The sequence below is a fragment of the Cupriavidus sp. 01T418 genome (assembly GCF_056398885.1).
On sequence record NZ_JBFTQG010000017.1, the window covers coordinates 1 to 23825 of the forward strand.

Consider the following 23825-nt stretch of genomic DNA (forward strand, 5'->3'; position numbering starts at 1 on the left):
ATGTCGCGCGCGCCCGGGGTGTTGTGGTCGTCCTTCTCCGGCAGCACGGTGCCGAGCACGGACACGCCGGTGCGCATCACGTCCATCGGGTGGGCGCTGGCGGGCACCCATTCGAGTGCGGCCTTGACGTTGGCGGGCAGGCCGCGCAGGGCCTTGAGCGTGGCCTTGTAGCCGGCGAGTTCGGCGCGGGTGGGCAGCTTGCCGTGCACCAGCAGGTGCGCGATCTCTTCGAACTCACAGGTCTCGGCGATGTCGAGGATGTCGTAGCCGCGGTAGTGCAGGTCGTTGCCGGTGCGGCCGACCGTGCACAGCGCGGTATTGCCGGCGGTAACGCCCGACAGGGCGACGGATTTCTTCGGCTTCGGGGTGTGCTGCTGGACCGGTTGCTGCTCTGGCATCGCGTCTCCTGTCTGGTCTCGTACCCGCGCCCGGCACGGGCTCGGCCCTGTGTCATGCGGCTGTGTCATGCGGTGCTATTCCTGGCGCATCGTGCAAACCGCGCGAAATGCAATCCAGGCGGCGTTCATGCAAAGAAGCGCTCCAGCACGTTGCCCGGCAGGGCGGCGCCGGTCGCATGCGCGCGCTGCAGCAGCGACCAGTAATAGCGATAGCTGGCGCGGTCGTGCAACTGGCCCTGGTGCCGGATCGGCGCCCAGCTGTTCTCATAGGCGGCCAGCAGGATCTCGCTGGCCGCGCCGATCTCCGTGCCGGCGGGGCGGAAGGCCGCCACGATCGGCTGGATCTGGCTCGGGTGGATGCTCCATTTGCGCAGGTAGCCGAATTCGGCGCGGGCCCGCATGGCATCGTCCCCGGCGCGCGCCGGCTGCTCGATATCGGTGCTGACATTGTGCGAGGGCACCTTGCCGTGACGATGGCAGGCAGCCGAAATCTCCAGCATGGCGCGCCGGATCAGCGGCTGTTCGAACTGCTGCGGCGAACGCATGGCCTCGCCCGGAATGGCGCCGTGGTGCGCGGACACGAAATCCATCAGCCCGAAGCTGAGGCATTCCACTTGCACCAGGCGGGCGATATCGAACACTTGCTCCAGTGCGGCGTGCGTCTCTATCAGCACATGAATCGGAATGTGGCGGGCGATACCGGCCGCGCGCGCGGCCTGGTTGACGCGATCGGTGACGCGCGCGACCTCGACCACATCGGTCACCTTGGGCACGACCACGTAGGCCAGGCGCGCGCCGGCGCTGCCGACCAGGATGTCGATGTCCTCGCGCCAGCTGGCATGGGTGGGGTCGTGGATGCGGACGCCGACGCGGTTGTAGCGGTTCAGCGGGCCGTTGATCAGGCGCGTGCACAATTCGGCGTGATCGCGCTCCAGGCCCACGGCAGCACCGTCTTCGCAGTCGAAGGTGATATCGAATACGGGCCCAAGCTCTTGCTGCAGGGCAAGCGATTTCAGCATCAGCTTTTCGCTGCCGGCATAGTGGTCGCAAACCGGCAACTGGGCCGGTATGGCTTCGCCCTGGAACAAGATCTCGGAAGGATGCACGTTTATAGGATCGGGTAGCGGTGGGAGGGCAGGGCGGCGGCGCGGCCATGAAAAAAGCCGGAGCCCGCGCCGATTCGTGAATCGTTGCGAGGCTCCGGCTTCATCATTGGCGCTTGCCTGGATCAGCCGAGCAGATGCTGCACGCCGGCACGCTCTTCTTCCAGTTCCTTGAGCGTGATGTTGATCTTCTCCTGGCTGTAGGCGTCGATTTCGAGGCCCTTGACCATTTCATACTTGCCGTTGGCGGTGGTCACCGGGAAGCCGAACATGGTATCCACGGGGATGCCGTAGGAACCGTCCGACGGGATGCCCATGGTGACCCACTTGCCGTTCGTACCCAGCACCCAGTCATGCACGTGGTCGATGGCAGCGTTGGCGGCCGAAGCCGCCGACGACAGGCCACGGGCCTCGATGATGGCGGCGCCGCGCTTGCCGACGGTCGGCAGGAACACGTCGTTGTTCCAGGCGTGATCGTTGATCATGTCCTTGACGCTCTGGCCGTCGACGGTCGCGTAGCGGTAGTCGGCGTACATGGTCGGGCTGTGGTTGCCCCACACGAACATCTTCTCGATCGCCGCAACCGGCTTGCCGGTCTTGGCGGCGATTTGCGACAGGGCACGATTGTGATCCAGGCGCAGCATCGCGGTGAAGTTTTCCTTGGGCAGGCTCGGCGCCGATTTCATGGCGATGTAGGCGTTGGTATTGGCCGGGTTGCCGACCACCAGCACCTTGATGTCGCGGGCGGCGACTTCGTCCAGTGCCTTGCCCTGCACCGTGAAGATCTGGGCGTTGGCTTCGAGCAGGTCCTTGCGCTCCATGCCCTTGCTACGCGGACGGGCACCGACCAGCAGCGCGACGTTGGCGTCCTTGAACGCAACCTTGGGATCGTCGGTGATCACCACGCCAGCCAGCAGCGGGAATGCGCAATCTTCCAGTTCCATCACCACGCCCTTGACGGCGGCCTGGGCTTGCGGGAGGTCGAGCAGCTGGAGGATGACCGGCTGGTCTTTGCCGAGCATGTCGCCATTGGCAATGCGGAACAGCAGGGAGTAGCCGATCTGGCCAGCGGCGCCGGTGACTGCGACGCGCATTGGGGCTTTAGCCATGAGTAATTCTCCGAACAAGAAGAGGGGGAAACTGGGCGGTGGCGAGCCGGACGGGGGTCCGGACGTCACCGGGTGCGGATTTGTCGCCACGGCGGCAGGCGGCAATCCACCGGCGCGCTGCTAGCGGTACCGACTGGAGAGAGCCACAACGGTTCATGGGGTGCGACAAGGTGTAAGTCTACTGCGAAGAGGGGTGTCGTATCCAGAGTGGATGCCGGCGTGTGAAACCTGCGGGAGTGTAGGCCGGCACCAATGTATTGTCAATTCATATGTCTTATATAAGACATAAGACGTTTGATGCCGGGCTGGACGCCCTTTGCCGTTTTGTGGTGAAATTCGTTTATGTCATCCCTGCCCCCGTCCCTCGCCGGCACTGCCGTTGCTGCAGTGCAGGAAAACGGCGCCGCCGCGCCCGGCGCCGGGACGCGGCCGTCCGCGATGCCGGCAGCCTCGCCGACCTTCAGCCCGCTCTACCAGCAGATCAAGGCGCTCATCACGCAGAGCCTGCAGTCCGGCGAATGGAAGCCGGGCGACATGATCCCCAGCGAGATGGACCTGGCGGCCCGCTACAAGGTCAGCCAGGGTACCGTGCGCAAGGCGATCGACGAGCTCGCGGCCGAGAACCTGGTCGCGCGCCGGCAAGGCAAGGGCACCTTTGTCACGACCCACCACGAAGATGGCGTAAAGTTCCGCTTCCTGCGCCTGGTGCCGGACGAGGGCGAGCCGCACTATGGCGCAAGCCAGGTGCTGGAATGCAAGCGCCTGCGCGCGCCGGCCGAGATCGCGCGCTTGCTGGACATCCGCACCGGCGATAGCGTGGTGCAGATCCGCCGTGTGCTGTTTTTCTCCGGCGAAGCCACCGTGCTGGACGAAATCTGGCTGCTGGGCACCAACTTCAAGGGCCTGACGGCCGAGAAGCTGACCGAATGGAAGGGTCCGATGTATGCGCTGTTCGAGGCCGAGTTTGGCACGCGCATGATCCGGGCCAGCGAGAAAATCCGTGCCGTGGCCGCCGATGCCGCCACCGCCGCGCTGTTGTCCGTAAATGCCGGCACGCCACTTTTGTCCGTCGAGCGCGTCTCGTTCACTTATGGCGACCGGCCCGTCGAGGTCCGGCGCGGGTTGTATGTCACCACCCGGCACTATTATCAGAACGATTTGAGTTGAACTGCCGTGTGGGAATCCTGGGGGATAATTGCTGGCGCCGTCCCGGCTGGCCTTGCCGTTGCGAAAAGCGGGGGAATATCCCCGCCCGGCATGATTGCGTGCGATTGTCGGGCACGCCATGTTGGTGCGCGATAGCAGAAAATTATTGGTGCGCCGCGCAACAAAGGCGCTAAAATTATCGGGATTTGCTCCGGCTGCATTCATTTGCATCCAGAGTGCTCAGTAGTTTCGTTTTTTGTTTACCGCAAAATGGGGTCTCGCATGGCTGAAGCCAAACAAGCCAGGCCGGAGTTCCGGAACATCCATGTGACGCAGCTGGCGCGTTACAGGTTGCCCTGGGCCGGCAAGGTGTCCATCCTGCATCGCGTAAGCGGTGCGATGATGTTTCTCCTCCTTCCTTTCGTCCTGTATCTCTTCGAGCAGAGTGTCACCTCCGAACTGAGTTTCGCAAAGTTCTCGGCGCTGCTGTCCGGTGGCTTCGTCAAGCTGGTTCTGCTGGCCCTGATCTGGGGTTACCTGCACCACTTCTGCGCTGGCATCCGTTTCCTGCTGCTCGACGTGCACGTCGGTGTGACCAAGCCCGCTTCGGCCAAGTCCGCCGTTGCAGTGCTGGTCATCAGCCTGTTGCTCACCGCGGTGTTCGGCCTGAAGCTGTTCGGCCTGTTCTGAGGAGAGAGTCAAGGTGGCAAATAATAATATCGGTCCCAAGCGTCTGGTCGTCGGTGCGCACTACGGTCTGAAAGACTGGCTCGCGCAGCGCGTCACCGCTGTCATCATGGTGGTCTTCACCATCGTGCTGGCAGTCGCCTTCCTGCTCTCGAACGGCGCTTCCTACGAAGCGTGGGCAGGTCTCTTCGCCAACCAGTGGATGAAGATCATCACGTTCCTGACCATCCTGTCGCTGCTGTATCACGCCTGGATTGGCGTGCGCGACATCTGGATGGACTATGTGCAGCCGATGGCCGTGCGTCTCGTGCTGCAAGTTCTTACGATTCTGTGGCTCGTCGGTTGTGCGGGCTACGCAGCTCAGATTCTCTGGAGGGTGTAATAAATGGTCGCAGTCAAGACAGGATTGCCGCGTCGTCGCTTTGACGTGGTCATCGTCGGGGCGGGCGGCGCCGGGATGCGCGCATCCCTCCAGCTCGCAGAGGCCGGCCTGAACGTTGCCGTGCTCTCCAAGGTTTTCCCGACACGCTCGCACACCGTGGCGGCGCAGGGTGGGATCGGTGCCTCGCTCGGCAATATGAGCGAGGACAACTGGCACTATCACTTCTACGACACCATCAAGGGTTCCGATTGGCTGGGCGACCAGGACGCAATCGAATTCATGTGCCGCGAAGCCCCCAAGGTGGTCTACGAGCTCGAACACTTCGGCATGCCGTTCGACCGCAACCCCGACGGCACCATCTACCAGCGTCCGTTTGGCGGCCACACCTCCAACTACGGCGAGAAGCCGGTCCAGCGCGCCTGCGCCGCGGCCGACCGTACCGGCCACGCACTGCTGCACACGCTGTACCAGCGTAATGTGCGGGCCAAGACGCACTTCTTCGTCGAATGGATGGCGCTGGACCTGATCCGCGACGCCGACGGCGACGTGCTCGGCGTGACCGCGCTGGAAATGGAAACCGGCGAGGTCTATATCCTCGAAGCCAAGACCACGCTGTTCGCCACCGGTGGCGCCGGCCGCATCTATGCCGCTTCGACCAACGCCTTCATCAACACGGGTGACGGCCTGGGCATGGCAGCGCGCGCTGGCGTGCCGCTCGAAGACATGGAGTTCTGGCAGTTCCACCCGACCGGCGTGGCCGGCGCGGGCGTGCTGATCACCGAAGGCGTGCGCGGCGAAGGCGGTATCCTGCGCAACAAGGACGGCGAGCGCTTCATGGAGCGCTATGCGCCGACGCTGAAGGACCTGGCGCCGCGCGATTTCGTCTCGCGCTCGATGGACCAGGAAATCAAGGAAGGCCGCGGCTGTGGCCCGAACGGCGACTATGTGCTGCTGGACCTGACGCACGTTGGCGCGGACACCATCATGAAGCGCCTGCCGTCGATCCGCGAGATCGGCGTCAAGTTCGCCAACGTCGACGCGATCAAGGAACCGATCCCGGTCGTGCCGACCATCCACTACCAGATGGGCGGTATCCCGACGAACATCAATGGCCAGGTGGTGGCGCCGAAGAACGGCAACCCGAACGAGGTCATCAACGGTTTCTACGCGATCGGCGAGTGCTCGTGCGTGTCGGTGCACGGCGCCAACCGCCTGGGCACCAACTCGCTGCTGGACCTGGTGGTGTTCGGCCGCGCGGCCGGCAACCACATCGCCGCAAGCGCGATCAAGCAGAAAGAGCACAAGCCGCTGCCGGCCGATGCCGCCGACCGCGCCATGTCGCGCCTGGCCAAGCTGCAATCGTCGACCTCGGGCGAGTACACCCAGGACGTGGCCAACGACATCCGCAAGAACATGCAGTCGCATGCGGGCGTGTTCCGTACGCAGGCGCTGATGGACGAAGGCGTCGAGCGTATCCTGGAGGTCACCGAGCGCGCCAACAATATCCACCTGAAGGACAAGTCCAAGGTCTTCAACACCGCGCTGGTGGAAGCCCTGGAAGTGGCCAACCTGGTGGAAGTGGCGAAGGCGACCATGATCTCGGCCGCTGCCCGCAAGGAATCCCGCGGTGCGCACGCGCATAGCGATTTCCCGAATCGCGATGACGAGAGCTGGCTCAAGCACTCCCTGTTCTACAGCGAAGGCAACCGCCTCGATTACAAGCCGGTGAAGATGAGCCCGCTGACGGTGGAAAGCGTGCCGCCCAAGGCCCGGACCTTCTAAGCACCGCCGTAGACGACCCACAGGACCCACAAAAATGAAGCGTATTTTCGAAGTCTACCGCTACGATCCGGACAAGGATGCTGCCCCCCGCATGCAGACTTACGAGGTCGAGCTCGACGGTCATGAGCGCATGTTGCTGGACGCGCTGGTCAAGCTGAAGAAGCTGGACGAAACCATCTCGTTCCGCCGCTCCTGCCGCGAAGGCGTGTGCGGTTCGGACGCGATGAACATCAACGGCAAGAACGGTCTGGCCTGCCTGACCAATATGCGCGAGCTGCCGGACCGCATCGTGTTGCGTCCGCTGCCCGGCCTGCCGGTGGTGCGCGACCTGATCGTCGATATGACGCAGTTCTTCAAGCAGTACAACTCGATCAAGCCGTACCTCATCAACGACGAGCCGCCGCCCGAGAAAGAGCGCCTGCAGTCGCCCGAGGAACGCGACGAGCTGGACGGCCTGTATGAGTGCATCCTGTGCGCAAGCTGCTCGACATCGTGCCCGTCGTTCTGGTGGAATCCGGACAAGTTCGTCGGCCCGGCCGGCCTGCTGCAAGCCTATCGCTTTATCGCGGACAGCCGCGATCAGGCGACCAGCGAGCGCCTGGACGACCTGAACGACCCGTACCGCCTGTTCCGTTGCCACAGCATCATGAACTGCGTCGACGTTTGCCCGAAGGGGTTGAACCCGACCAAGGCCATCGGCAAGATCAAGGAGCTGATGGTTCGCCGCTCGGTCTGATCCGTGCGGTAGATGCAGTAAGAAGCGGCGCGTCAGTCCGGGTGATCGCACTCCATACCCGACCGGCGCGCCGGAAGCAGGTACCTATGACCGAAAGTGTTTCCCCCAGTTTCTCCCACCAGGCCGATCCGCACCGGCGTGCGCGACTGCGCTGGCGCGCGCGGCGCGGCCTCCTGGAGAACGACATCATCGTCGAACGTTTTTTCAACCGTTATGAAGAAAGCCTCTCCGACCAGGATGTGGCCGCGCTCTCCGAGCTGTTCGAGCTGAGCGACAACGAGTTGATGGACCTGCTTCTTGCGCGCAAGGAGTTGGACGGTGAGCTCGACACGCCCCCGATGCAGCACGTGATTGCCCTGCTGCGTTCGGTCTGAGTTTCGTCAACATTATTAGTCTGCATTAGAAGGAACCGACATGACGCCGTCCGATGTGAAAGCCACGCTATCGTTTTCCGATGGTTCCCCCAGCGTCGAGCTGCCGATTTACACGGGTACCGTTGGCCCGGATGTGATCGATATTCGCAAGCTGTACGGACAAACCGGCAAGTTCACCTATGATCCCGGTTTCATGTCGACGGCTTCGTGCAATTCGAAGATCACCTATATCGACGGCGACAAGGGCGAGCTGCTGTACCGCGGCTACCCGATCGAGCAACTGGCGACCAAGTGCGACCACCTGGAAACCTGCTACCTGCTGCTCAAGGGCGAACTGCCCAACGCCAAGCAGAAGGAAGAATTCGTCGGCGCCGTGATGAACCACACCATGGTTCACGAGCAGATGCAGTTCTTCCTGCGCGGCTTCCGCCGCGATGCCCACCCGATGGCCGTGCTGACGGGCCTGGTGGGCGCCATGAGCGCGTTCTACCACGACGCCATGGACATCGACGATCCGCACCAGCGCGAAATCTCCGCGATCCGCCTGATCGCCAAGATGCCGACCCTGGTCGCCATGGCCTACAAGTACAACATCGGCCAGCCGTACATCTATCCGCAGAACGACCTGTCCTATTCGGGCAACCTCATGCGCATGATGTTCTCCACGCCGTGCGCCCCGTACAAGGTGAACCCGGTGCTGGAGCGCGCGCTCGACCGCATCTTCATCCTGCACGCTGACCACGAGCAGAACGCCTCGACCTCCACGGTGCGCCTGGCCGGCTCCTCGGGTACCAACCCGTTTGCCGCCATCGCCGCCGGCGTGGCTTGCCTGTGGGGCCCGGCCCACGGCGGCGCCAACGAAGCCGCCCTCAAGATGCTCGAGGAAATCGGCAGCGTCGACAACATCACCGAGTTCATCAAGCAGGTCAAGGACAAGAACTCGGGCGTGCGCCTGATGGGCTTTGGCCACCGCGTGTACAAGAACTACGACCCGCGCGCCAAGCTGATGCGCGAAACCTGCTATGAAGTGCTGAACGAGCTGGGCCTGCACAACGACCCGCTGTTCAAGCTCGCCATGGAACTGGAAAAGATCGCGCTGGAAGACGAATACTTCGTCAGCCGCAAGCTGTACCCGAACGTGGACTTCTATTCGGGGATCGTGCAGCGCGCGCTGGGCATCCCGACGTCGCTGTTCACCTGCATCTTCGCCCTGGCGCGCACCCCGGGCTGGATCTCGCAGTGGGAAGAAATGATTACCGATCCGGAGTACAAGATCGGCCGTCCGCGCCAGCTGTTCAACGGTGCGGCAAGCCGCAACGTGCCGGATATCGGCACGCGTTGAGCTTTTCGCCGCCGGGGCCTGGCCCCGGTGAGCGGCGCAGCAATACCAGACGCCCCGGCCCGCCGGGGCGTTTGCCGTTCTGGCCGGGCAGGATTTGTGCATCGCGGAAGAAAAGTTGCGTGAAAGGTGGCGAAGACGTCAGTTTTCGATGATTTGTGCCGTATTACTGCCAATTACATCCGCATTTGTTGTGCAAAATTGCCATCCGGCGCGGAGTTTGACCCTATAATGCGGGCTGCTTTGCCGACAGCAGCCGGGCCACCCTTCCGGACTGCGTTGAGGCGAGCGGGGCAGGCGAATCACCTGCGCAATTGAGAACGCATCAACGTTGTCATTCCGAACCAAGGTCCTCCGTTTTTTTGGAGGGCTGGCACATGCCGGGCCCCGCACACGCTTCAAGTCTTGCAGGCCCGTCTTCCGCGTCTCGGGCGTCTTTCAGGTTGTAGCTCGCGGGTGTTGTTCGATTGCGCAGGTCATGCCGCCTCAGCCCATGACCAAACCATATCGAGGAGCTCCTGATGACGCTGTCCCGTCTTACGTCCATCTCCCTGGCCACGGCCCTGGTTGCCTTCGGCGCCACCGCCAACGCGGAGACCATCAAGATTGCCATTGCCGGCCCCATGAGCGGCTCCGTTGCCCAGTACGGCGACATGGTCAAGGCTGGCGCGCTGACTGCCATCGAGCAGATCAACGCCGCCGGCGGCGCGGGTGGCAACAAGTTCGAAGTGGTGCTGATGGACGATGCCTGCGAACCCAAACAGGCCGTGGCGGTAGCCAACAAGATCGTCAGCCAGAAAATCCATTACGTGATCGGGCACGTGTGCTCGGGCTCGACCATCCCCGCCTCCGACATCTACGAGAACGAAGGCATCGTGATGGTGACCCCGTCCGCCACCGCGCCGCAGTTGACCGAGAACAAGAAGCGCAAGTTCATCTTCCGCACCATCGGCCGCGACGATCAGCAAGGCCCGGCCGCTGCCCAGTACATCATCACCAGGATCAAGCCGAAGAAAGTCGCGATCCTGCACGACAAGCAGTCGTACGGCCAGGGCATCGCCTCCTCGGTGAAGAAGGACCTGGAAGCCGCCAAGATCCCGGTGGCCGTGTTCGAGGGCGTGAACGCCGGCGATTCGGACTACTCCGCCGTGATCACCAAGCTCAAGTCGCAGGGCGTGGACTTCGTCTACTTCGGCGGCTACCACCCGGAAATGGGCCTGCTGCTGCGCCAGGCGCGCGAGCAGGGTGTCAAGGCGACCTTCATGGGTCCCGAAGGCGTGGGCAACAAGGACGTGACGGCCATCGCCGGCGCATCCTCCGAAGGCATGCTGGTGACGCTGCCGGCCGACTTCTCCGCCGATCCGTCCAACGCGGCACTGGTCAAGGCCTTTGCCGACAAGAAGCGCGATGCCAACGGCCCGTTCCAGATGCCGGCCTACGCCGCGGTGCAGATCATCGGCGACGCCATTGCTGGCGCCAAGAGCACGGATCCGGCCAAGGTCGCGGCCTATATGCACAAGAACGCCTTCCAGACCCCGATCGGCAAGGTTGAGTACGACGCTCAGGGCGACCTGAAGTCGTTCAAGTTCGTTGTGTTCACCTGGCACAAGGACGCCACCAAGACCGCTGCCAACTAAGCCGCACTCCGGCTTCGCACGCCCCGCTTCCGGTTTGAGCGGGGCGTTTTGGTATCGGGGTCCGGTTGCCTGGCCGGCGCGGCTTGTCCGCCACGTCCGGGGCCTGGGCACTTCCGGCAGAGAGGGGTTGGCCCGGCGCTCGCGCATTTCCTGCGGCGCCGGCTTCTCCAGCTTCAAAGTTATGGGGCTTCCCGCATGAACGAGTTCCTTCCACAGTTCACCCAGCAACTGGTCAACGGCCTGACGCTGGGTGCGATCTATGCGCTGATCGCCATTGGCTACACCATGGTCTACGGCATCATCGGCATGATCAATTTTGCCCACGGCGAGATCTATATGATCGGCGCCTACGTGGGCCTTGTGACGCTTACCGCGATCGGTGCAAGCGCCGGTTATCCGCTGCCGCTGGTGCTGGGCGCCGCCTTGCTGGTCTCGGTGCTGGTCACCGGGCTTTATGGTTTCGCGGTGGAGCGGGTGGCCTACCGGCCGCTGCGCGGCGGGCCGCGGCTGGTGCCGCTGATCTCCGCCATCGGCATGTCAATCTTCCTGCAGAACTATGTGCAGATCGGGCAGGGCGCGCGCGACATGTCCGTGCCGGTGCTGATCTCCGGCGCCATCGAGTTCCAGATGGGTGGCGACTTCACCGTGACCATGCCGTATTCGCGCCTGCTGATTGTCGGCGTGACGCTGGTGCTGATGATCGCGCTGACGCTGTTCATCGGCCACTCGCGCATGGGCCGCGCCTGCCGCGCCTGCGCCGAAGACATGCGCATGGCCAACCTGCTCGGCATTGACACCAACCGCGTGATCTCCTTCACCTTCGTGCTGGGCGCGATGCTGGCGGCGGTGGGCGGCGTGCTGATCGGCCTGACCATCGGCAAGCTCAATCCCTATATCGGCTTCGTGGCGGGTATCAAGGCCTTTACCGCGGCCGTGCTGGGCGGCATCGGCAGCATTCCCGGCGCCATGCTGGGCGGTGTGCTGCTGGGCCTCGCCGAGACCTTTGCTTCCGGCTATATGCCGGCCGAGTACAAGGACGTGGTGGCCTTCGGCCTGCTGGTGCTGATCCTGCTGTTCCGCCCGACCGGCCTGCTGGGCAAGCCCGACGTTGAAAAGGTGTGAGGACGCCATGACACAAGCTATTTCCACCCCAATCACTGTGGCGCAGGGCGCCCCGGCAGGGGAGACCCTGAAGAACGCCATCGTCGCGGCCGTGATGACGGCCATCCTGACCATTCCCGTGCTAGGCCTGCAGCTCAAGCTGGACGGCTACAAGGTGGTATTCGAGCCGCACTGGAAGCCGGTCTGGCTGGCGGTAGGCGCGGTCTTCCTGTTCCAGTTGTTCAAGCCCCTGTTCGTGCGCGCCACCGCCGGCGTCAAGGTGCCGAGCCTGCCCGCGCTGGGCGCCGGCCAGCAACGCAAGGTGATCTGGCTGCTGCTGGCGGTTGGCCTGGTGTTCCCGTTCTTCAGTTCGCGCGGCGCGGTGGACGTGGCCACGCTGGCGCTGATCTACGTGATCCTCGGGCTGGGACTGAACATCGTGGTGGGCTATGCCGGCCTGCTGGATCTGGGCTACGTCGGCTTCTACGCGGTCGGTGGCTATACCTACGCGCTGCTCAACCAGTACTTCGGCCTGACCTTCTGGGAGTGCCTGCCGATCGCCGCGTGCATGTCGGCGGCGTTCGGCTTCGTGCTGGGCTTTCCGGTGCTGCGGCTGCGCGGCGACTACCTCGCCATCGTCACGCTGGGCTTCGGCGAGATCATCCGCCTGCTGCTCAACAACCTGACCAGCCTCACCGGCGGCCCCGATGGCGTCTCGGGCATCCCGAAGCCGACCGTGTTCGGCATCGAGATGGCGCGCAGCGCCAGCGTGGAGGGCGTCAAGACCTTCCACGAGCTGCTGGGCTGGGACTACAGCGGTGCGCACATGGTGATCTTCCTCTACCTGCTGGCGCTGCTGCTGGTGGGCTTCACGCTGTTCGTCACCAGCCGGCTGATCCGCATGCCGATGGGACGCGCCTGGGAAGCCCTGCGCGAGGATGAAATCGCCTGCCGTTCGCTGGGCCTGAACCCGACCCGCATCAAGCTGTCGGCCTTCACGCTGGGCGCGGCCTTCGCCGGCCTGGGCGGCGCGTTCTTTGCAGCGCGCCAGGGCCTGGTCAATCCCGAATCGTTCACCTTCATCGAGTCCGCGCTGATCCTGGCGGTGGTGGTGCTGGGCGGCATGGGCTCGCAGCTGGGCGTGATCCTGGCCGCCATCCTGCTGACCGCGCTGCCGGAAGTGGCGCGCGGCTTTGCCGAGTACCGCATGCTGATTTTCGGCCTGGTGATGGTGCTGATGATGATGTGGCGTCCGCAGGGCCTGCTGCCCGCGAGCCGCCCCCATGTGGAGTTGCCGCAATGAGCCAAGTTCAACCAGCGGAACTGCTGAAAGTCTCCGGCCTGCAGATGCGCTTCGGCGGCCTGCTGGCGGTCGACGGCATTGATTTCGACGTGCGCCGCGATGAGGTCTTCGCCATCATCGGACCCAACGGCGCGGGCAAGACCACGGTGTTCAACTGCGTCGGCGGCTTCTACAAGCCGACCGCCGGCGAGGTCTCGCTGGACGGGCATTCGATCGCCCGACTGCCGAGCCACCAGGTGGCACGCCGCGGGCTGGTGCGCACCTTCCAGAACATCCGCCTGTTCAAGCAACTGACGGTGGTGGAAAACCTGCTGGTGGCACAGCACCTGCAGGTGCGCTCCGGCTTGCTGCACGGCCTGTTCGCCACGCCGGCCTATCGCCGCGCCGAGCGCGAGGCGCTGGAGCGTGCGTCGGCGTGGCTCGAGCGCATGGGGCTGCGCGGCGTTGCCAACCGCGAGGCGGGCACGCTGTCGTACGGCCACCAGCGCCGGCTGGAGATCGCGCGCTGCATGATCACCAACCCGCGCCTGCTGATGCTGGACGAGCCGGCCGCCGGTCTCAACCCGCAGGAGAAGGTTGAGCTGTCGCAGCTGATCGACCGGCTGCGGCGCGAATACAAGATCTCGGTGCTGTTGATCGAGCACGACATGAGCCTGGTGATGGGCGTATCCGACCGCATCCTGGTGATGGAGCACGGGCGCCCGATCGTGATCGGCAAACCAGCCGAAGTGCGCAACGATCCGCGCGTGATCAAGGCTTACCTGGGAGAGGACTGATGCTGAAGCTGGAACAGGTCCATACCCATTACGGCGCCATCGAAGCGCTGTCTGGCGTATCGATCGAAGTGAACAAGGGCGAGATCGTCACGCTGATCGGCAGCAACGGCGCCGGCAAGACCACGCTGATGATGACGGTGTGCGGCTCGCCGCGCGCGTCGAGCGGGCGCGTGATGTTTGAAGGGCAGGACATCACGCGGCGTCCCACGCACGAGATCATGCGTCTCGGCATGGCGATCTCGCCAGAAGGGCGGCGCGTGTTTCCCAGCCTGACGGTGCTGGAAAACCTGAAGATGGGCGCCTTCTTCGGCAAGCGCGACGAGATCGAGGCGGGCATCGAGCACGTCTACAAGCTCTTCCCGCGGCTCAAGCAGCGTTCCGCGCAGCGCGCCGGCACCATGTCCGGCGGCGAGCAGCAGATGCTGGCGATCGGCCGCGCGCTGATGAGCCGGCCCCGGCTGTTGCTGCTGGACGAGCCTACGCTCGGGCTGGCGCCGCTCGTGATCGCGCAGATCTTCGACATCATCCGGACCATTCGTGACGAAGGCGTCACTGTGTTCCTGGTCGAGCAGAACGCGAACAAGGCGCTGGGCGTGGCCGATCGGGGTTATGTGCTGGAGACGGGGCGCGTGGTGCTGGCGGACAGCGGCGCCAATCTGCTGGCCAACGACCGCATCAAGAGCGCTTACCTGGGCGGTTAGCTGCCCCAAGAACGGGCCGCCGATTTATCTGCCCGTTTTTGCATTTTTTCCTATTGTTTGACACACTCCTACTTATTGAAAAACGCTCAGTAGCGAGAGGAAAATGATGGGCACCAAAACCATAGACACGCCGAACGCTCGCCGGCTGGTCGAGGCCGCCGCCGTTCGGGGCGCGGCCATCATCGGCCAGCCTGGTGGCTGGTGCGTCATGTTGAAGATCGGCATGCAGGAAACCCCGCTAGGCACTCAGCGCACCGACAAGCCGCGCACCTGGCGCAGCTTGGATAGCTGCATGGAATACCTGCGCAAGGAGCTGCACATTGTCCGCATCGACGGCATCGACGGCAGCAACTACAGCGAAGCGGCCGTGCATCGGTCGCGCCGGCAGGATGCCGCCGAGCGCATGAAGGCCGCGCACGAAGCCGCCGCCTACAAAGATTGGCTGACGAAGGAAGTACAGGAAGCCATCGACGACCCGCGCCCATCCATTCCCCATGCCGAGGTCAAGGCCGAATTTGCCGAGCGCCGTAAGGCCCTGCGGCAGCGGATCGCGAAGCACGGGGGTAACGCTTGACGCTGGCGCTGCACTGGAAACCGAAGGCACGCGAGGATCGCGCCCGGATCATGGACTGCATCGCCCAGGACAACCCGGCCGCCGCGCTCGATCTAGATGAGCTGGTCGAACAGAAGGCCGAGACATTGCAGTTGAACCCAACAATAGGACGCATCGGCCGCGTGAAAGGTACGCGCGAGCTGGTGGCCCATCCGAACTACATCCTGATTTACCGAATTGTCGGCAAGGTCGTGGAAGTGCTGCGCGTCAAGCACGCAGCGCAGAAAAGGTCCTGACAAAAGCGAACGGCAAGGGGGGCTAGGCCCATCCTTGCTCCCGCTCGCCCGCGTGGCGGGGCGAGCGGGAGAAAGCCCACGGCCCAGGGTATTCCTCTCCCTTTTCGCCATCGGCGAAATCCCCCTTTCGCCAATCACATTACATTCCCGCCGCCGCGCGGCCCGGGCAGGGCCTGGCCGCGCACAATCGCTGTGGCATAATCGATTGCGAAGTCAAGCATCGCAGCAAGCCGCAGTGCATTGCCCGCATTCCGGCGAAAAAATCCCCGCAAACTACCGCGCGACGCCGCCAGCCGTGCAGTTCCTGAACGGTCCCGGCCCGCCCCCCCCTGCATCATGGCCAAGACGCTCTACGACAAACTTTGGGATGACCACACCGTGCACGTCGAGGAAGACGGCACGACGATGCTGTACATCGACCGGCACTTGCTGCACGAAGTCACCAGCCCGCAGGCGTTCGAAGGCCTGAAGCTGGCGCAGCGCCCGGTCTGGCGTATCAGCGCCAACCTGGCGGTGTCGGACCACAACGTGCCGACCACCGATCGCAGCCAGGGCATTTCCGATCCGGTGTCGAAGCTGCAGGTGGACACGCTGGACAACAACTGCGACGCGTACGGCATCACCCAGTTCAAGATGAACGACCTGCGCCAGGGCATCGTGCACGTGATCGGGCCGGAGCAGGGCGCCACGCTGCCGGGCATGACGGTGGTGTGCGGCGATTCGCATACCAGCACGCACGGCGCGTTCGGCGCGCTGGCGCACGGCATCGGCACTTCCGAAGTGGAGCACGTGCTGGCCACGCAAACGCTGCTGGGCAAGAAGGCCAGGAACATGCTGGTGCGCGTGGAAGGCAAGCTGCCGCGCGGCTGCACCGCCAAGGACATCGTGCTGGCCGTGATCGGCAAGATCGGCACCGCGGGCGGCACCGGCTACACCATCGAGTTCGCCGGCTCGGCCATTCGCGACCTGAGCATGGAAGGGCGCATGACGGTGTGCAACATGGCCATCGAGGCCGGCGCGCGCGCGGGCCTGGTGGCGGTGGACGAGGTCACGCTCGAATACGTCAAGGGCCGCCCGTTCTCGCCGCAGGGCGTGGAGTGGGAGCAGGCCGTGGGCTACTGGCGCACGCTGCATTCGGACACCGGTGCGCATTTCGACCACGTGGTCGAGCTGCGCGCGGAAGATGTCCGTCCGCAGGTGACCTGGGGTACCTCGCCCGAGATGGTGGTCAGCATCGAGGACCGGGTGCCGGATCCGGAGAATGAAAAAGACCCGAACAAGCGCAACGCCATGGAGCGCGCGCTGGAGTACATGGGCCTGCAGCCCAACGTGCCGGTGGACAGCATCAAGATCGACAAGGTCTTCATCGGTTCCTGCACGAACTCCCGCATCGAAGACATGCGCGCCGCTGCGTGGGTCGTGCAGAAGCTGGGTCGTCGCGTGGCGTCCAACGTGAAGCTGGCGATGGTGGTGCCGGGCTCGGGCCTGGTCAAGGAACAAGCCGAGCGGGAAGGCCTGGACAAGGTCTTCAAGGCCGCCGGCTTCGAATGGCGCGAGCCGGGCTGCTCGATGTGCCTGGCCATGAACGCCGACCGCCTGGAAGCGGGCGAGCGCTGCGCGTCCACCTCGAACCGCAACTTCGAAGGGCGCCAGGGCGCGGGTGGCCGGACTCACCTGGTGAGCCCGGCGATGGCGGCAGCGGCTGCCATCGAAGGCCATTTCGTCGATATCCGCCAGCTCGGCTGATTCGCGCGCAAGCCCATCATGAAACAAGCCCTGATCCTCATGCTGGCATGCCTTGGCATGCTGCAGCTGGCCGGCTGCAATACGACGGCCGGCCTTGGCAAGGACACTCAGGCCGCCGGCCGCTCGCTTGAGAGCGCGGCACGCAAGTAAGGAACCGACCATGGACAAGTTCACTGTACACAGCGGGCTCACGGTGCCCCTGGACCGCGAGAACGTCGACACCGACGCCATCATCCCCAAGCAATTCCTCAAGTCGATCAAGCGCACCGGCTTCGGCCCCAACCTGTTCGACGAATGGCGCTACAAGGACGTCGGCGAGCCCGGCCAGGACAATGCCAAGCGTCCGCTGAACCCGGATTTCGTGCTGAACCAGCCGCGCTACCAGGGTGGCTCGATCCTGCTGGCCCGGCGCAACTTCGGCTGCGGCAGCTCGCGCGAGCACGCGCCGTGGGCGCTGACGCAATATGGCTTTCGCGCCGTGATCGCGCCCAGCTTCGCCGACATCTTCTTCAACAACTGCTACAAGAACGGCCTGCTGCCGGTGGTGCTGACCGAATTGCAGGTCGACCATCTCTTCAACGAGACCAACGCGTTCAACGGCTACAAGCTGACGGTCGATCTCGACAAGCAGCTGGTGATCACGCCGGGTGGCGACAGCTACGCGTTCGATATCGCGCCGTTCCGCAAGTACTGCATGCTCAATGGCTTCGATGATATCGGCCTGTCGCTGCGCCATGCGGACAAGATCAAGGCTTACGAAGCAGCGCGCGTGGCCAGGATGCCATGGCTGAACAATCGCGTGGTTGGCTGAGGCTGGCTGGAACGCCGAGACACAACAAGGAAGACAAGCATGAAAATCGCAGTCCTGCCGGGTGACGGCATCGGTCCCGAGATCGTCGAGCAGGCCGTCAAGGTCCTGAACGCGCTCGACGAAAAATTCGAGCTGGAAACCGCCCCGGTGGGCGGCGCCGGCTACGAGGCCAGCGGCCATCCGCTGCCCGACGCCACGCTCAAGCTGGCCAAGGAAGCCGACGCCATCCTGTTCGGCGCCGTGGGCGACTGGAAATACGACAAGCTGGATCGCCCGCTGCGTCCGGAGCAGGCCATCCTGGGCCTGCGCAAGCACCTGCAGCTGTTCGCCAACTTCCGTCCGGCGATCTGCTATCCCGAGCTGACCGGCGCTTCCAGCCTGAAGCCCGAACTGGTGGCCGGCCTGGATATCCTGATCGTGCGCGAGTTGAACGGCGACATCTACTTTGGCCAGCCGCGCGGCATGCGCGAAGCGCCGGACGGTCCGTTCCAGGGCGCGCGCGAAGGCTTCGACACCATGCGCTACAGCGAGCCGGAAATCCGCCGCATCGCGCACGTGGCCTTCCAGGCCGCCGCCAAGCGCGGCAAGAAGCTGTGCAGCGTGGACAAGGCCAACGTGCTCGAGACCTTCCAGTTCTGGAAGGACGTCGTGATCGATGTGCACAAGGAATATCCGGACGTCGAGCTGTCGCATATGTACGTGGACAACGCGGCCATGCAGCTGATCAAGGCGCCCAAGAGCTTCGACGTGATCGTCACCGGCAATATGTTCGGCGACATCCTGTCGGACGAGGCCGCCATGCTGACCGGCTCGATCGGCATGCTGCCGTCGGCTTCGCTGGATGCCAATAACAAGGGCCTGTACGAGCCGTCGCACGGTTCCGCGCCCGATATCGCCGGCAAGGGCGTGGCCAATCCGCTGGCCACCATCCTGTCGGCGGCGATGATGCTGCGCTTCTCGCTGAATCGTGCCGAACAGGCCGACCGCATCGAGAATGCCGTCAGGAAGGTGCTGGCCCAGGGCTATCGCACCGGCGACATCCTGACGCCGGGTTGCAAGCAAGTTGGCACGCGCGAGATGGGCGAAGCGGTTCTGGCCGCGCTGCTGTAAGTTGTATCAAGTTGAAAAGGCGCCGCATGCGGCGCCTTTTCTTTCATTTGTCCCCGATTTCCCCTGTGTGGCAGCGCCGCAAAATCGTGTAGACTTTGCCGATGGTCCGAATCTTCCAGTCCCCCTCGACTGCCATCGCCGCCCCGGTTGCTACCCGCAGCCCGGTTGGCCTGGGTTCGCACGGCCACCCGCTTACCGCAACGACGATTAAAACCATTATTACCAAAACGATCGGCTAGATCGTCCGTCGTGCCTGCTCGTCTTCCCCGCGCAGTCACGTCGGGCGAGGAAAGCGCGGGGAAGTTCAAATCACATCCGAGGTAAGTCATGATTGTAGGTCTCGTCGGTTGGCGAGGAATGGTCGGCAGCGTCCTGATGCAACGCATGCAGGAAGAGCGCGATTTCGACCATATCGAGCCCGTATTCTTCAGCACGTCCAACGCTGGTGGCCAGGCCCCGGCCATGGCCAGGAATGAAACCAGGCTCCAGGACGCCAACGACATTGAAGCGCTGAAGAAGTGCGACGTTGTCCTCACGGCCCAGGGTGGCGACTACACCAACGAGATTTTCCCGCAGCTGCGCGCAGCCGGCTGGAAGGGCTACTGGATCGACGCGGCGTCCTCGCTGCGGATGAAGGACGATGCCATCATCGTGCTGGATCCGGTCAACCTCGGCGTGATCAAGGATGCGCTGGCGAAGGGCGTCAAGAATTTCATCGGCGGCAACTGCACGGTCAGCTGCATGATGATGGGCCTGGGCGGCCTGTTCCAGCACGACCTGATCGACTGGATGACCTCCATGACTTACCAGGCTGCCTCGGGCGGCGGCGCGCAGCATATGCGCGAGCTGCTGACGCAGTTCGGCACGCTCAACGCGTCGGTCAAGTCGCTGCTGGACAACCCCGCATCGGCCATCCTGGAAATCGACCGCACCATCCTGGCGACCCAGCACGGCCTGTCGGCGGATGAAACCAGGCAGTTTGGCGTGCCTCTCGCCGGCAACCTGATTCCCTGGATCGACAAGGACCTGGGCAACGGCGTGTCGAAGGAAGAATGGAAGGCCGGCGCCGAGACCAACAAGATCCTGGGTCGCGGCGAAGGCTTCCTGGGCGCGACCGGCGCTTCGCCGATCGCCGTGGACGGCCTGTGCGTGCGCATCGGCGCGATGCGCTGCCATTCGCAGGCACTGACCATCAAGCTGCGCCGCGACGTGCCGCTCGATGAGATCGAAGGCATGCTGGCCGAGAACAACCAGTGGGCCAAGGTGGTGCCGAATACCCGCGAGGCCAGCGTGACCGACCTCACGCCGGCTGCCGTGACCGGCACCCTGACCATTCCGGTGGGGCGCCTGCGCAAGATGCAGATGGGTGGCGAATACCTGTCGGCCTTCACCGTTGGGGACCAGCTGCTGTGGGGCGCGGCCGAGCCGCTGCGCCGTATGCTGCGCATCCTGATCGAAGCCTGAGCCAGGGACCGGCGCTGCGGACGGCCTTAGGCCATGTCTTGGCCCATGTCTTGCCGGCCAGGCCCCGGCTCCTCCAGGGTTTCGTTGCAGCAAGGCAACAGAAACCCCTGGCTTTGATGACAACGCCGCGCATGTGCGCGGCGTTGTCGTGTCCGGCTGCCTATTTTTCCCGGCGGTGCGTCACAATGCAGACGGCATATGCCGGGCTGTGGGGCGGTCGCCCGCACGTCCGTACGAGTTGGCGCGGGGCTCAGTCGGGACGCTAACTTGCTGCGCTAAACCATTGATGTTAAGTTAATTCCACTACTAGAACACAACGGAGCACAAGGTGAGTGTGAGCCAACATCGCCGGAAAGATGCGCCTGTCGTCCGCCAGCGCTGGTCAACGCTGGCCTTCACGGCACTCGGTTTGCTGCTCGCGCAGCCGGCCGCTTATGCCGCGGGGTTCGGGCAATTACGGGTACAGTCGAATCTGGGTCAGCCGCTGCAGGCGGAAATCGATATCAGTGGCGTCAGTGCGGACGAAGCGGACGGGCTTACCGTCAAGCTGGCGTCGCCCGATGCGTATGCCAGGGCCGGCCTGACCTATCTGCCGGCGGTAAGCAGCCTGCGGCTGCAGGTCGAGCGCCGCCCCAACGGCAGCTACGTGGCACGGGTCCGGTCAACCCAGCCGCTCAGCGAGCCGTTCGTCGACATCCTCGTCGACATGACATGGTCTAGCGGCAAGGTGTCGCGCGCTTACACCTTCCTGCTGGATCCGGCGGGTGCCAAGCCCTCCAACCAGACTTTCTCGCCCACCACCGTGGTGCAGGCCGGAACACCCGACGCGGCCCCGGCGGCAGCGGCGCCCACGCCAAGCGCGGCGCCGGTGTCCGGTACGGCATCGGCCCCGTCACCTGTGGCGGCCAGCCCGGCGCCACGGCCGCAAGCCAAGGCCCCGGCACCACGCCCGCACCGCGCCGCTGCGCGGGCAACGGCCGACGGCACCGGCACGTACACCGTGCAGCGTGGCGACAACCTCTCCGCCATTGCCAACGAGGCCTCGCAGGGGCAGGACGCGGTATCGCTCGACCAGATGCTGGTCGCGCTCTATCGCAACAATCCGAACGCCTTCGTTGGCGGCAACATGAATCGCCTCAAGGCTGGCGCCGTGCTCAAGGTGCCCAGCCAGCAGGACGCCCAATCGGTCGCGCCGCGCGAGGCTCGCCGCGAAGTGGTGGCGCGCACGCAAGGCTTCGCCGCCTACCGCGGCCGCCTGGCCACGGCAGCGGCCGGACGCTCGGTCGAGGCCGGCAGTGGCCGCGAGCAGTCAGGCAATGTCACCGCGCGCGTGCAGGAACAGGCTGCGCCGGCCACCGGCCCGCGCGACGAACTCAAGCTCAGCAAGCCCGACCGGGGCAACCAGGCTGCCGCCGCAGCGGCAGCCGAAGCCACTATCGCCAAGGAGCGGCAGATCAAGGAAGCCGAGGCACGCCTCGCGCAGCTTGAGAAGAATGTTAACGACATGCAGCGGCTGGTCGAGCTGAAGAACGCCGAGATCGCCAAGCTGGCCCAGGCCCGGGCGCAGAAAGACGCGGCCAACGACGGCGCCACCGCGCCGTCGGCCGCACCCGCCGTGGTGCCGGCCGGTACGGCCAAGGCCGATGCCGCCACTGCCGCCGCCACACCGGCCCCGGCAGAAGCCGGCGCCAGCGCCAGTGCTGCCGCTGCGGCCACCGCGGTACCGTTGGCCGGCTCGCCGGCCTCGGCGGCTTCTGCCACGGCTGGCGCCAGCAGCCCGAGCGCAAATGCAGCGGACACGGCGGTTGCCGCCGCCAGGCCCGCGGCAGCCTCCGCGCCGGCAGCCAAGCGCCCGCCGGTTGTGACGCAGCCCCAGCCGGTGGCTCAGCCGTCCTTCGTCGATGATCTGCTCGCCAATCCCATGCTGCTGCCTGGCGGCGGCCTGCTGCTCGCCTTGCTGGGCGGCTATGCCATCTATCGCCGGCGCCAGCAACAGAAGACCGGCGAGAACGCCGCCTTCGGGGACAGCATCCTGTCGCAGGAAAGCACCGTCATGGCGGGCGGCAATTCGCTGTTCGGCGCCGCGGGCGGGCAGAGCGTCGATACCTCGCAGCACAGCGTGTTCGGCGCCGATTTCCGCATTGGCAACAATGCCGCGGAAGCCAACGAGGTCGACCCGATCGCCGAGGCAGAGGTCTATATCGCCTACGGGCGCGATGTGCAGGCCGAGGAGATCCTGCGCGAAGCCCTGCAGCAAAACCCTGAGCGCCAGGCGATCCGCCTGAAGCTTATGGAGATCTACAACAATCGTCAGGATGTGGAAGGTTTTCGCGTGATTGCAGAAGAAATGTTTGCCCAGACGGGCGGACACGGGGCTGAGTGGCTACAGGCAACCGAGATGGGACGGCATCTCGATCCGGGCAACGCCTTGTACCTGAGCGTGTTGCCAGATACGGCTCCCGGCGATACCACCACCATGCCGGGCGACCAGTGGCGCACCCACGATCCTTCGCAAGATCCGGCGGCCGCGCCGCGCGAAGCCGCGCTGGCGGACCTGGCCGACCTGGCGCTGCCGCTGGACGGCTTCCCCGCGCCGGCGGCCGGTACGCCGATCACCGCGCCCGAGTCGGCCTCGCGCGTGTTCGCCAACGCCGACGAGTCGCTGTCGGGGCTCGCCATCCGGCTGGACGACGGCCTCGGCATGGATGTACCGGAGCCGCATGACCGCGACGGCCACGACGATATCCCTGCGCTGGATACGCCCACGCGCAGCCGTCCGCTCGATTTCGACATGTCCGGCATCTCGCTTGACCTCAACCCGGCGGGCCACGCCGACGCGCGAGCCGATAGCCTGGCGGACGCGCACGAAGAGACGCGCACATCCTATGGGGCATCGTCGCTGCCGGCGCCCACCATGCTGCGCGACGGCAAGTTGTCCGCACCGATCGACCTGTCCCGCGTGAGCGCGGAAAGCGGGCTGGATACGGAGCGCGGTATCTCTCCGAGCACCATGTCGGCCGAATCCGTCGATGGTGGCCGCGACATGCAGATCAAGTTCGATCTGGCCAGGGCCTATATCGAGATCGGCGATAAGGAAGGCGCGCGGGAACTGCTGCAGGAAGTGGTGGACCAGTCGCAGGATCCGCTGCAGACGGAGGCCCGCAGCCTGCTGCGCGACGTGGCCTGACAGGCCAGGCTGTATGATGGCGGGCTGTGCGCAAGCCATGCGCCCGGCCGCGCCACGGATGCGCCGGGAGCGTGGCTCCCGGCG

23 protein-coding genes are annotated in these 23825 nt (G+C 64.6%); 20 read left to right on the top strand and 3 right to left on the bottom strand.

The window, feature by feature from the left end:
• The 3 genes from AC1DQ3_RS17840 to AC1DQ3_RS17850 all read right to left on the bottom strand — a co-directional run.
• A partial coding sequence (locus AC1DQ3_RS17840; RefSeq protein WP_477121496.1) for a citrate/2-methylcitrate synthase occupies nucleotides 1-398 on the bottom strand: 398 nt, incomplete at its 3' end.
• A 125-nt stretch (nucleotides 399-523) separates the two neighbouring features.
• Nucleotides 524-1504 carry an HpcH/HpaI aldolase/citrate lyase family protein gene (locus AC1DQ3_RS17845; protein WP_477121497.1) on the bottom strand — a complete coding sequence of 327 codons (981 nt, stop codon included), beginning with the start codon at nucleotides 1502-1504 and terminating at the stop codon, nucleotides 524-526.
• A gap of 122 nt (nucleotides 1505-1626) precedes the next feature.
• Entirely contained in the window at nucleotides 1627-2610 is a 984-nt protein-coding gene (locus tag AC1DQ3_RS17850) for a malate dehydrogenase (RefSeq protein WP_477121498.1), read from the bottom strand.
• A 342-nt stretch (nucleotides 2611-2952) separates the two neighbouring features.
• On the opposite strand from AC1DQ3_RS17850, the gene AC1DQ3_RS17855 reads away from it, so the two are divergent.
• The 20 genes from AC1DQ3_RS17855 (at nucleotide 2953) to AC1DQ3_RS17950 (ending at nucleotide 23741) form a co-directional block, all read left to right on the top strand.
• Nucleotides 2953-3777: a GntR family transcriptional regulator gene (locus AC1DQ3_RS17855; protein ID WP_477121499.1), complete on the top strand. Its 825-nt coding sequence runs from the start codon at nucleotides 2953-2955 to the stop codon at nucleotides 3775-3777.
• 261 nt (nucleotides 3778-4038) lie between these two features.
• Nucleotides 4039-4446, top strand: a complete 408-nt coding sequence (gene sdhC / locus AC1DQ3_RS17860; protein WP_477121500.1) for a succinate dehydrogenase, cytochrome b556 subunit — start codon at nucleotides 4039-4041, stop codon at nucleotides 4444-4446.
• Between the two features lie 13 nt (nucleotides 4447-4459).
• Nucleotides 4460-4825, top strand: a complete 366-nt coding sequence (gene sdhD / locus AC1DQ3_RS17865) for a succinate dehydrogenase, hydrophobic membrane anchor protein (protein WP_477121501.1) — start codon at nucleotides 4460-4462, stop codon at nucleotides 4823-4825.
• Between the two features lie 3 nt (nucleotides 4826-4828).
• Nucleotides 4829-6607, top strand: a complete 1779-nt coding sequence (gene sdhA, locus AC1DQ3_RS17870; protein WP_477121502.1) for a succinate dehydrogenase flavoprotein subunit — start codon at nucleotides 4829-4831, stop codon at nucleotides 6605-6607.
• 34 nt (nucleotides 6608-6641) lie between these two features.
• Complete coding sequence (locus AC1DQ3_RS17875; RefSeq protein WP_045242019.1) at nucleotides 6642-7343, top strand: succinate dehydrogenase iron-sulfur subunit; 702 nt, start codon at nucleotides 6642-6644, stop codon at nucleotides 7341-7343.
• Nucleotides 7344-7429: 86 nt separating this feature from the next.
• Entirely contained in the window at nucleotides 7430-7717 is a 288-nt protein-coding gene (locus AC1DQ3_RS17880; protein ID WP_045242020.1) for an FAD assembly factor SdhE, read from the top strand.
• Nucleotides 7718-7757: 40 nt separating this feature from the next.
• A complete protein-coding gene (gene gltA / locus AC1DQ3_RS17885) occupies nucleotides 7758-9059 on the top strand; it encodes a citrate synthase (protein WP_477121503.1) in 1302 nt (433 codons plus the stop codon).
• 518 nt (nucleotides 9060-9577) lie between these two features.
• A complete protein-coding gene (locus AC1DQ3_RS17890) occupies nucleotides 9578-10693 on the top strand; it encodes a branched-chain amino acid ABC transporter substrate-binding protein (RefSeq protein ID WP_477121504.1) in 1116 nt (371 codons plus the stop codon).
• A gap of 195 nt (nucleotides 10694-10888) precedes the next feature.
• Nucleotides 10889-11815 (top strand): high-affinity branched-chain amino acid ABC transporter permease LivH, encoded by a 927-nt coding sequence (gene livH, locus AC1DQ3_RS17895; RefSeq protein WP_477121505.1) that lies wholly within the window; start codon nucleotides 10889-10891, stop codon nucleotides 11813-11815.
• A gap of 7 nt (nucleotides 11816-11822) precedes the next feature.
• Nucleotides 11823-13097 carry a high-affinity branched-chain amino acid ABC transporter permease LivM gene (locus tag AC1DQ3_RS17900; protein ID WP_477121506.1) on the top strand — a complete coding sequence of 425 codons (1275 nt, stop codon included), beginning with the start codon at nucleotides 11823-11825 and terminating at the stop codon, nucleotides 13095-13097.
• Nucleotides 13094-13873, top strand: coding sequence for a high-affinity branched-chain amino acid ABC transporter ATP-binding protein LivG (livG, locus tag AC1DQ3_RS17905; RefSeq protein WP_477121507.1), 780 nt, complete (start codon nucleotides 13094-13096; stop codon nucleotides 13871-13873). Before AC1DQ3_RS17900 ends, livG begins: the two co-directional genes overlap by 4 nt.
• A complete protein-coding gene (locus tag AC1DQ3_RS17910; RefSeq protein ID WP_477121508.1) occupies nucleotides 13873-14574 on the top strand; it encodes an ABC transporter ATP-binding protein in 702 nt (233 codons plus the stop codon). Before livG ends, AC1DQ3_RS17910 begins: the two co-directional genes overlap by 1 nt.
• 103 nt (nucleotides 14575-14677) lie before the next feature.
• Complete coding sequence (locus AC1DQ3_RS17915) at nucleotides 14678-15148, top strand: antitoxin PaaA2 family protein (RefSeq protein ID WP_477121509.1); 471 nt, start codon at nucleotides 14678-14680, stop codon at nucleotides 15146-15148.
• Nucleotides 15145-15423, top strand: a complete 279-nt coding sequence (locus AC1DQ3_RS17920; RefSeq protein WP_477121510.1) for a type II toxin-antitoxin system RelE/ParE family toxin — start codon at nucleotides 15145-15147, stop codon at nucleotides 15421-15423. The genes AC1DQ3_RS17915 and AC1DQ3_RS17920 overlap by 4 nt, the downstream gene beginning before the upstream one ends.
• Before the next feature lie 336 nt (nucleotides 15424-15759).
• Nucleotides 15760-17169 carry a 3-isopropylmalate dehydratase large subunit gene (gene leuC / locus AC1DQ3_RS17925; protein ID WP_477121511.1) on the top strand — a complete coding sequence of 470 codons (1410 nt, stop codon included), beginning with the start codon at nucleotides 15760-15762 and terminating at the stop codon, nucleotides 17167-17169.
• Nucleotides 17170-17187: 18 nt separating this feature from the next.
• Nucleotides 17188-17319: an entericidin A/B family lipoprotein gene (locus AC1DQ3_RS17930; protein WP_477121512.1), complete on the top strand. Its 132-nt coding sequence runs from the start codon at nucleotides 17188-17190 to the stop codon at nucleotides 17317-17319.
• Between the two features lie 10 nt (nucleotides 17320-17329).
• On the top strand, nucleotides 17330-17980 hold the full coding sequence (gene leuD, locus AC1DQ3_RS17935) for a 3-isopropylmalate dehydratase small subunit (protein WP_477121513.1): 651 nt from the start codon (nucleotides 17330-17332) through the stop codon (nucleotides 17978-17980).
• Nucleotides 17981-18019: 39 nt separating this feature from the next.
• Complete coding sequence (gene leuB, locus AC1DQ3_RS17940) at nucleotides 18020-19090, top strand: 3-isopropylmalate dehydrogenase (RefSeq protein ID WP_477121514.1); 1071 nt, start codon at nucleotides 18020-18022, stop codon at nucleotides 19088-19090.
• 327 nt (nucleotides 19091-19417) lie between these two features.
• Nucleotides 19418-20554, top strand: a complete 1137-nt coding sequence (gene asd / locus AC1DQ3_RS17945; RefSeq protein ID WP_477121515.1) for an aspartate-semialdehyde dehydrogenase — start codon at nucleotides 19418-19420, stop codon at nucleotides 20552-20554.
• A 328-nt stretch (nucleotides 20555-20882) separates the two neighbouring features.
• A complete protein-coding gene (locus AC1DQ3_RS17950; protein WP_477121516.1) occupies nucleotides 20883-23741 on the top strand; it encodes a motility hub landmark protein FimV in 2859 nt (952 codons plus the stop codon).
• Nucleotides 23742-23825 lie beyond the last annotated feature (84 nt).

Coding starts and splice junctions, on each gene's coding strand:
- AC1DQ3_RS17850 (WP_477121498.1), bottom strand. CDS start 2,610: ATGGCTAAAGCCCCAATGCGCGTCGCAGTCACCGGCGCCGCTGGCCAG.
- AC1DQ3_RS17855 (WP_477121499.1), top strand. CDS start 2,953: ATGTCATCCCTGCCCCCGTCCCTCGCCGGCACTGCCGTTGCTGCAGTG.
- sdhC (WP_477121500.1), top strand. CDS start 4,039: ATGGCTGAAGCCAAACAAGCCAGGCCGGAGTTCCGGAACATCCATGTG.
- sdhA (WP_477121502.1), top strand. CDS start 4,829: ATGGTCGCAGTCAAGACAGGATTGCCGCGTCGTCGCTTTGACGTGGTC.
- AC1DQ3_RS17875 (WP_045242019.1), top strand. CDS start 6,642: ATGAAGCGTATTTTCGAAGTCTACCGCTACGATCCGGACAAGGATGCT.
- AC1DQ3_RS17880 (WP_045242020.1), top strand. CDS start 7,430: ATGACCGAAAGTGTTTCCCCCAGTTTCTCCCACCAGGCCGATCCGCAC.
- gltA (WP_477121503.1), top strand. CDS start 7,758: ATGACGCCGTCCGATGTGAAAGCCACGCTATCGTTTTCCGATGGTTCC.
- AC1DQ3_RS17890 (WP_477121504.1), top strand. CDS start 9,578: ATGACGCTGTCCCGTCTTACGTCCATCTCCCTGGCCACGGCCCTGGTT.
- livH (WP_477121505.1), top strand. CDS start 10,889: ATGAACGAGTTCCTTCCACAGTTCACCCAGCAACTGGTCAACGGCCTG.
- AC1DQ3_RS17900 (WP_477121506.1), top strand. CDS start 11,823: ATGACACAAGCTATTTCCACCCCAATCACTGTGGCGCAGGGCGCCCCG.
- livG (WP_477121507.1), top strand. CDS start 13,094: ATGAGCCAAGTTCAACCAGCGGAACTGCTGAAAGTCTCCGGCCTGCAG.
- AC1DQ3_RS17910 (WP_477121508.1), top strand. CDS start 13,873: ATGCTGAAGCTGGAACAGGTCCATACCCATTACGGCGCCATCGAAGCG.
- AC1DQ3_RS17915 (WP_477121509.1), top strand. CDS start 14,678: ATGATGGGCACCAAAACCATAGACACGCCGAACGCTCGCCGGCTGGTC.
- leuC (WP_477121511.1), top strand. CDS start 15,760: ATGGCCAAGACGCTCTACGACAAACTTTGGGATGACCACACCGTGCAC.
- AC1DQ3_RS17930 (WP_477121512.1), top strand. CDS start 17,188: ATGAAACAAGCCCTGATCCTCATGCTGGCATGCCTTGGCATGCTGCAG.
- leuD (WP_477121513.1), top strand. CDS start 17,330: ATGGACAAGTTCACTGTACACAGCGGGCTCACGGTGCCCCTGGACCGC.
- leuB (WP_477121514.1), top strand. CDS start 18,020: ATGAAAATCGCAGTCCTGCCGGGTGACGGCATCGGTCCCGAGATCGTC.
- asd (WP_477121515.1), top strand. CDS start 19,418: ATGATTGTAGGTCTCGTCGGTTGGCGAGGAATGGTCGGCAGCGTCCTG.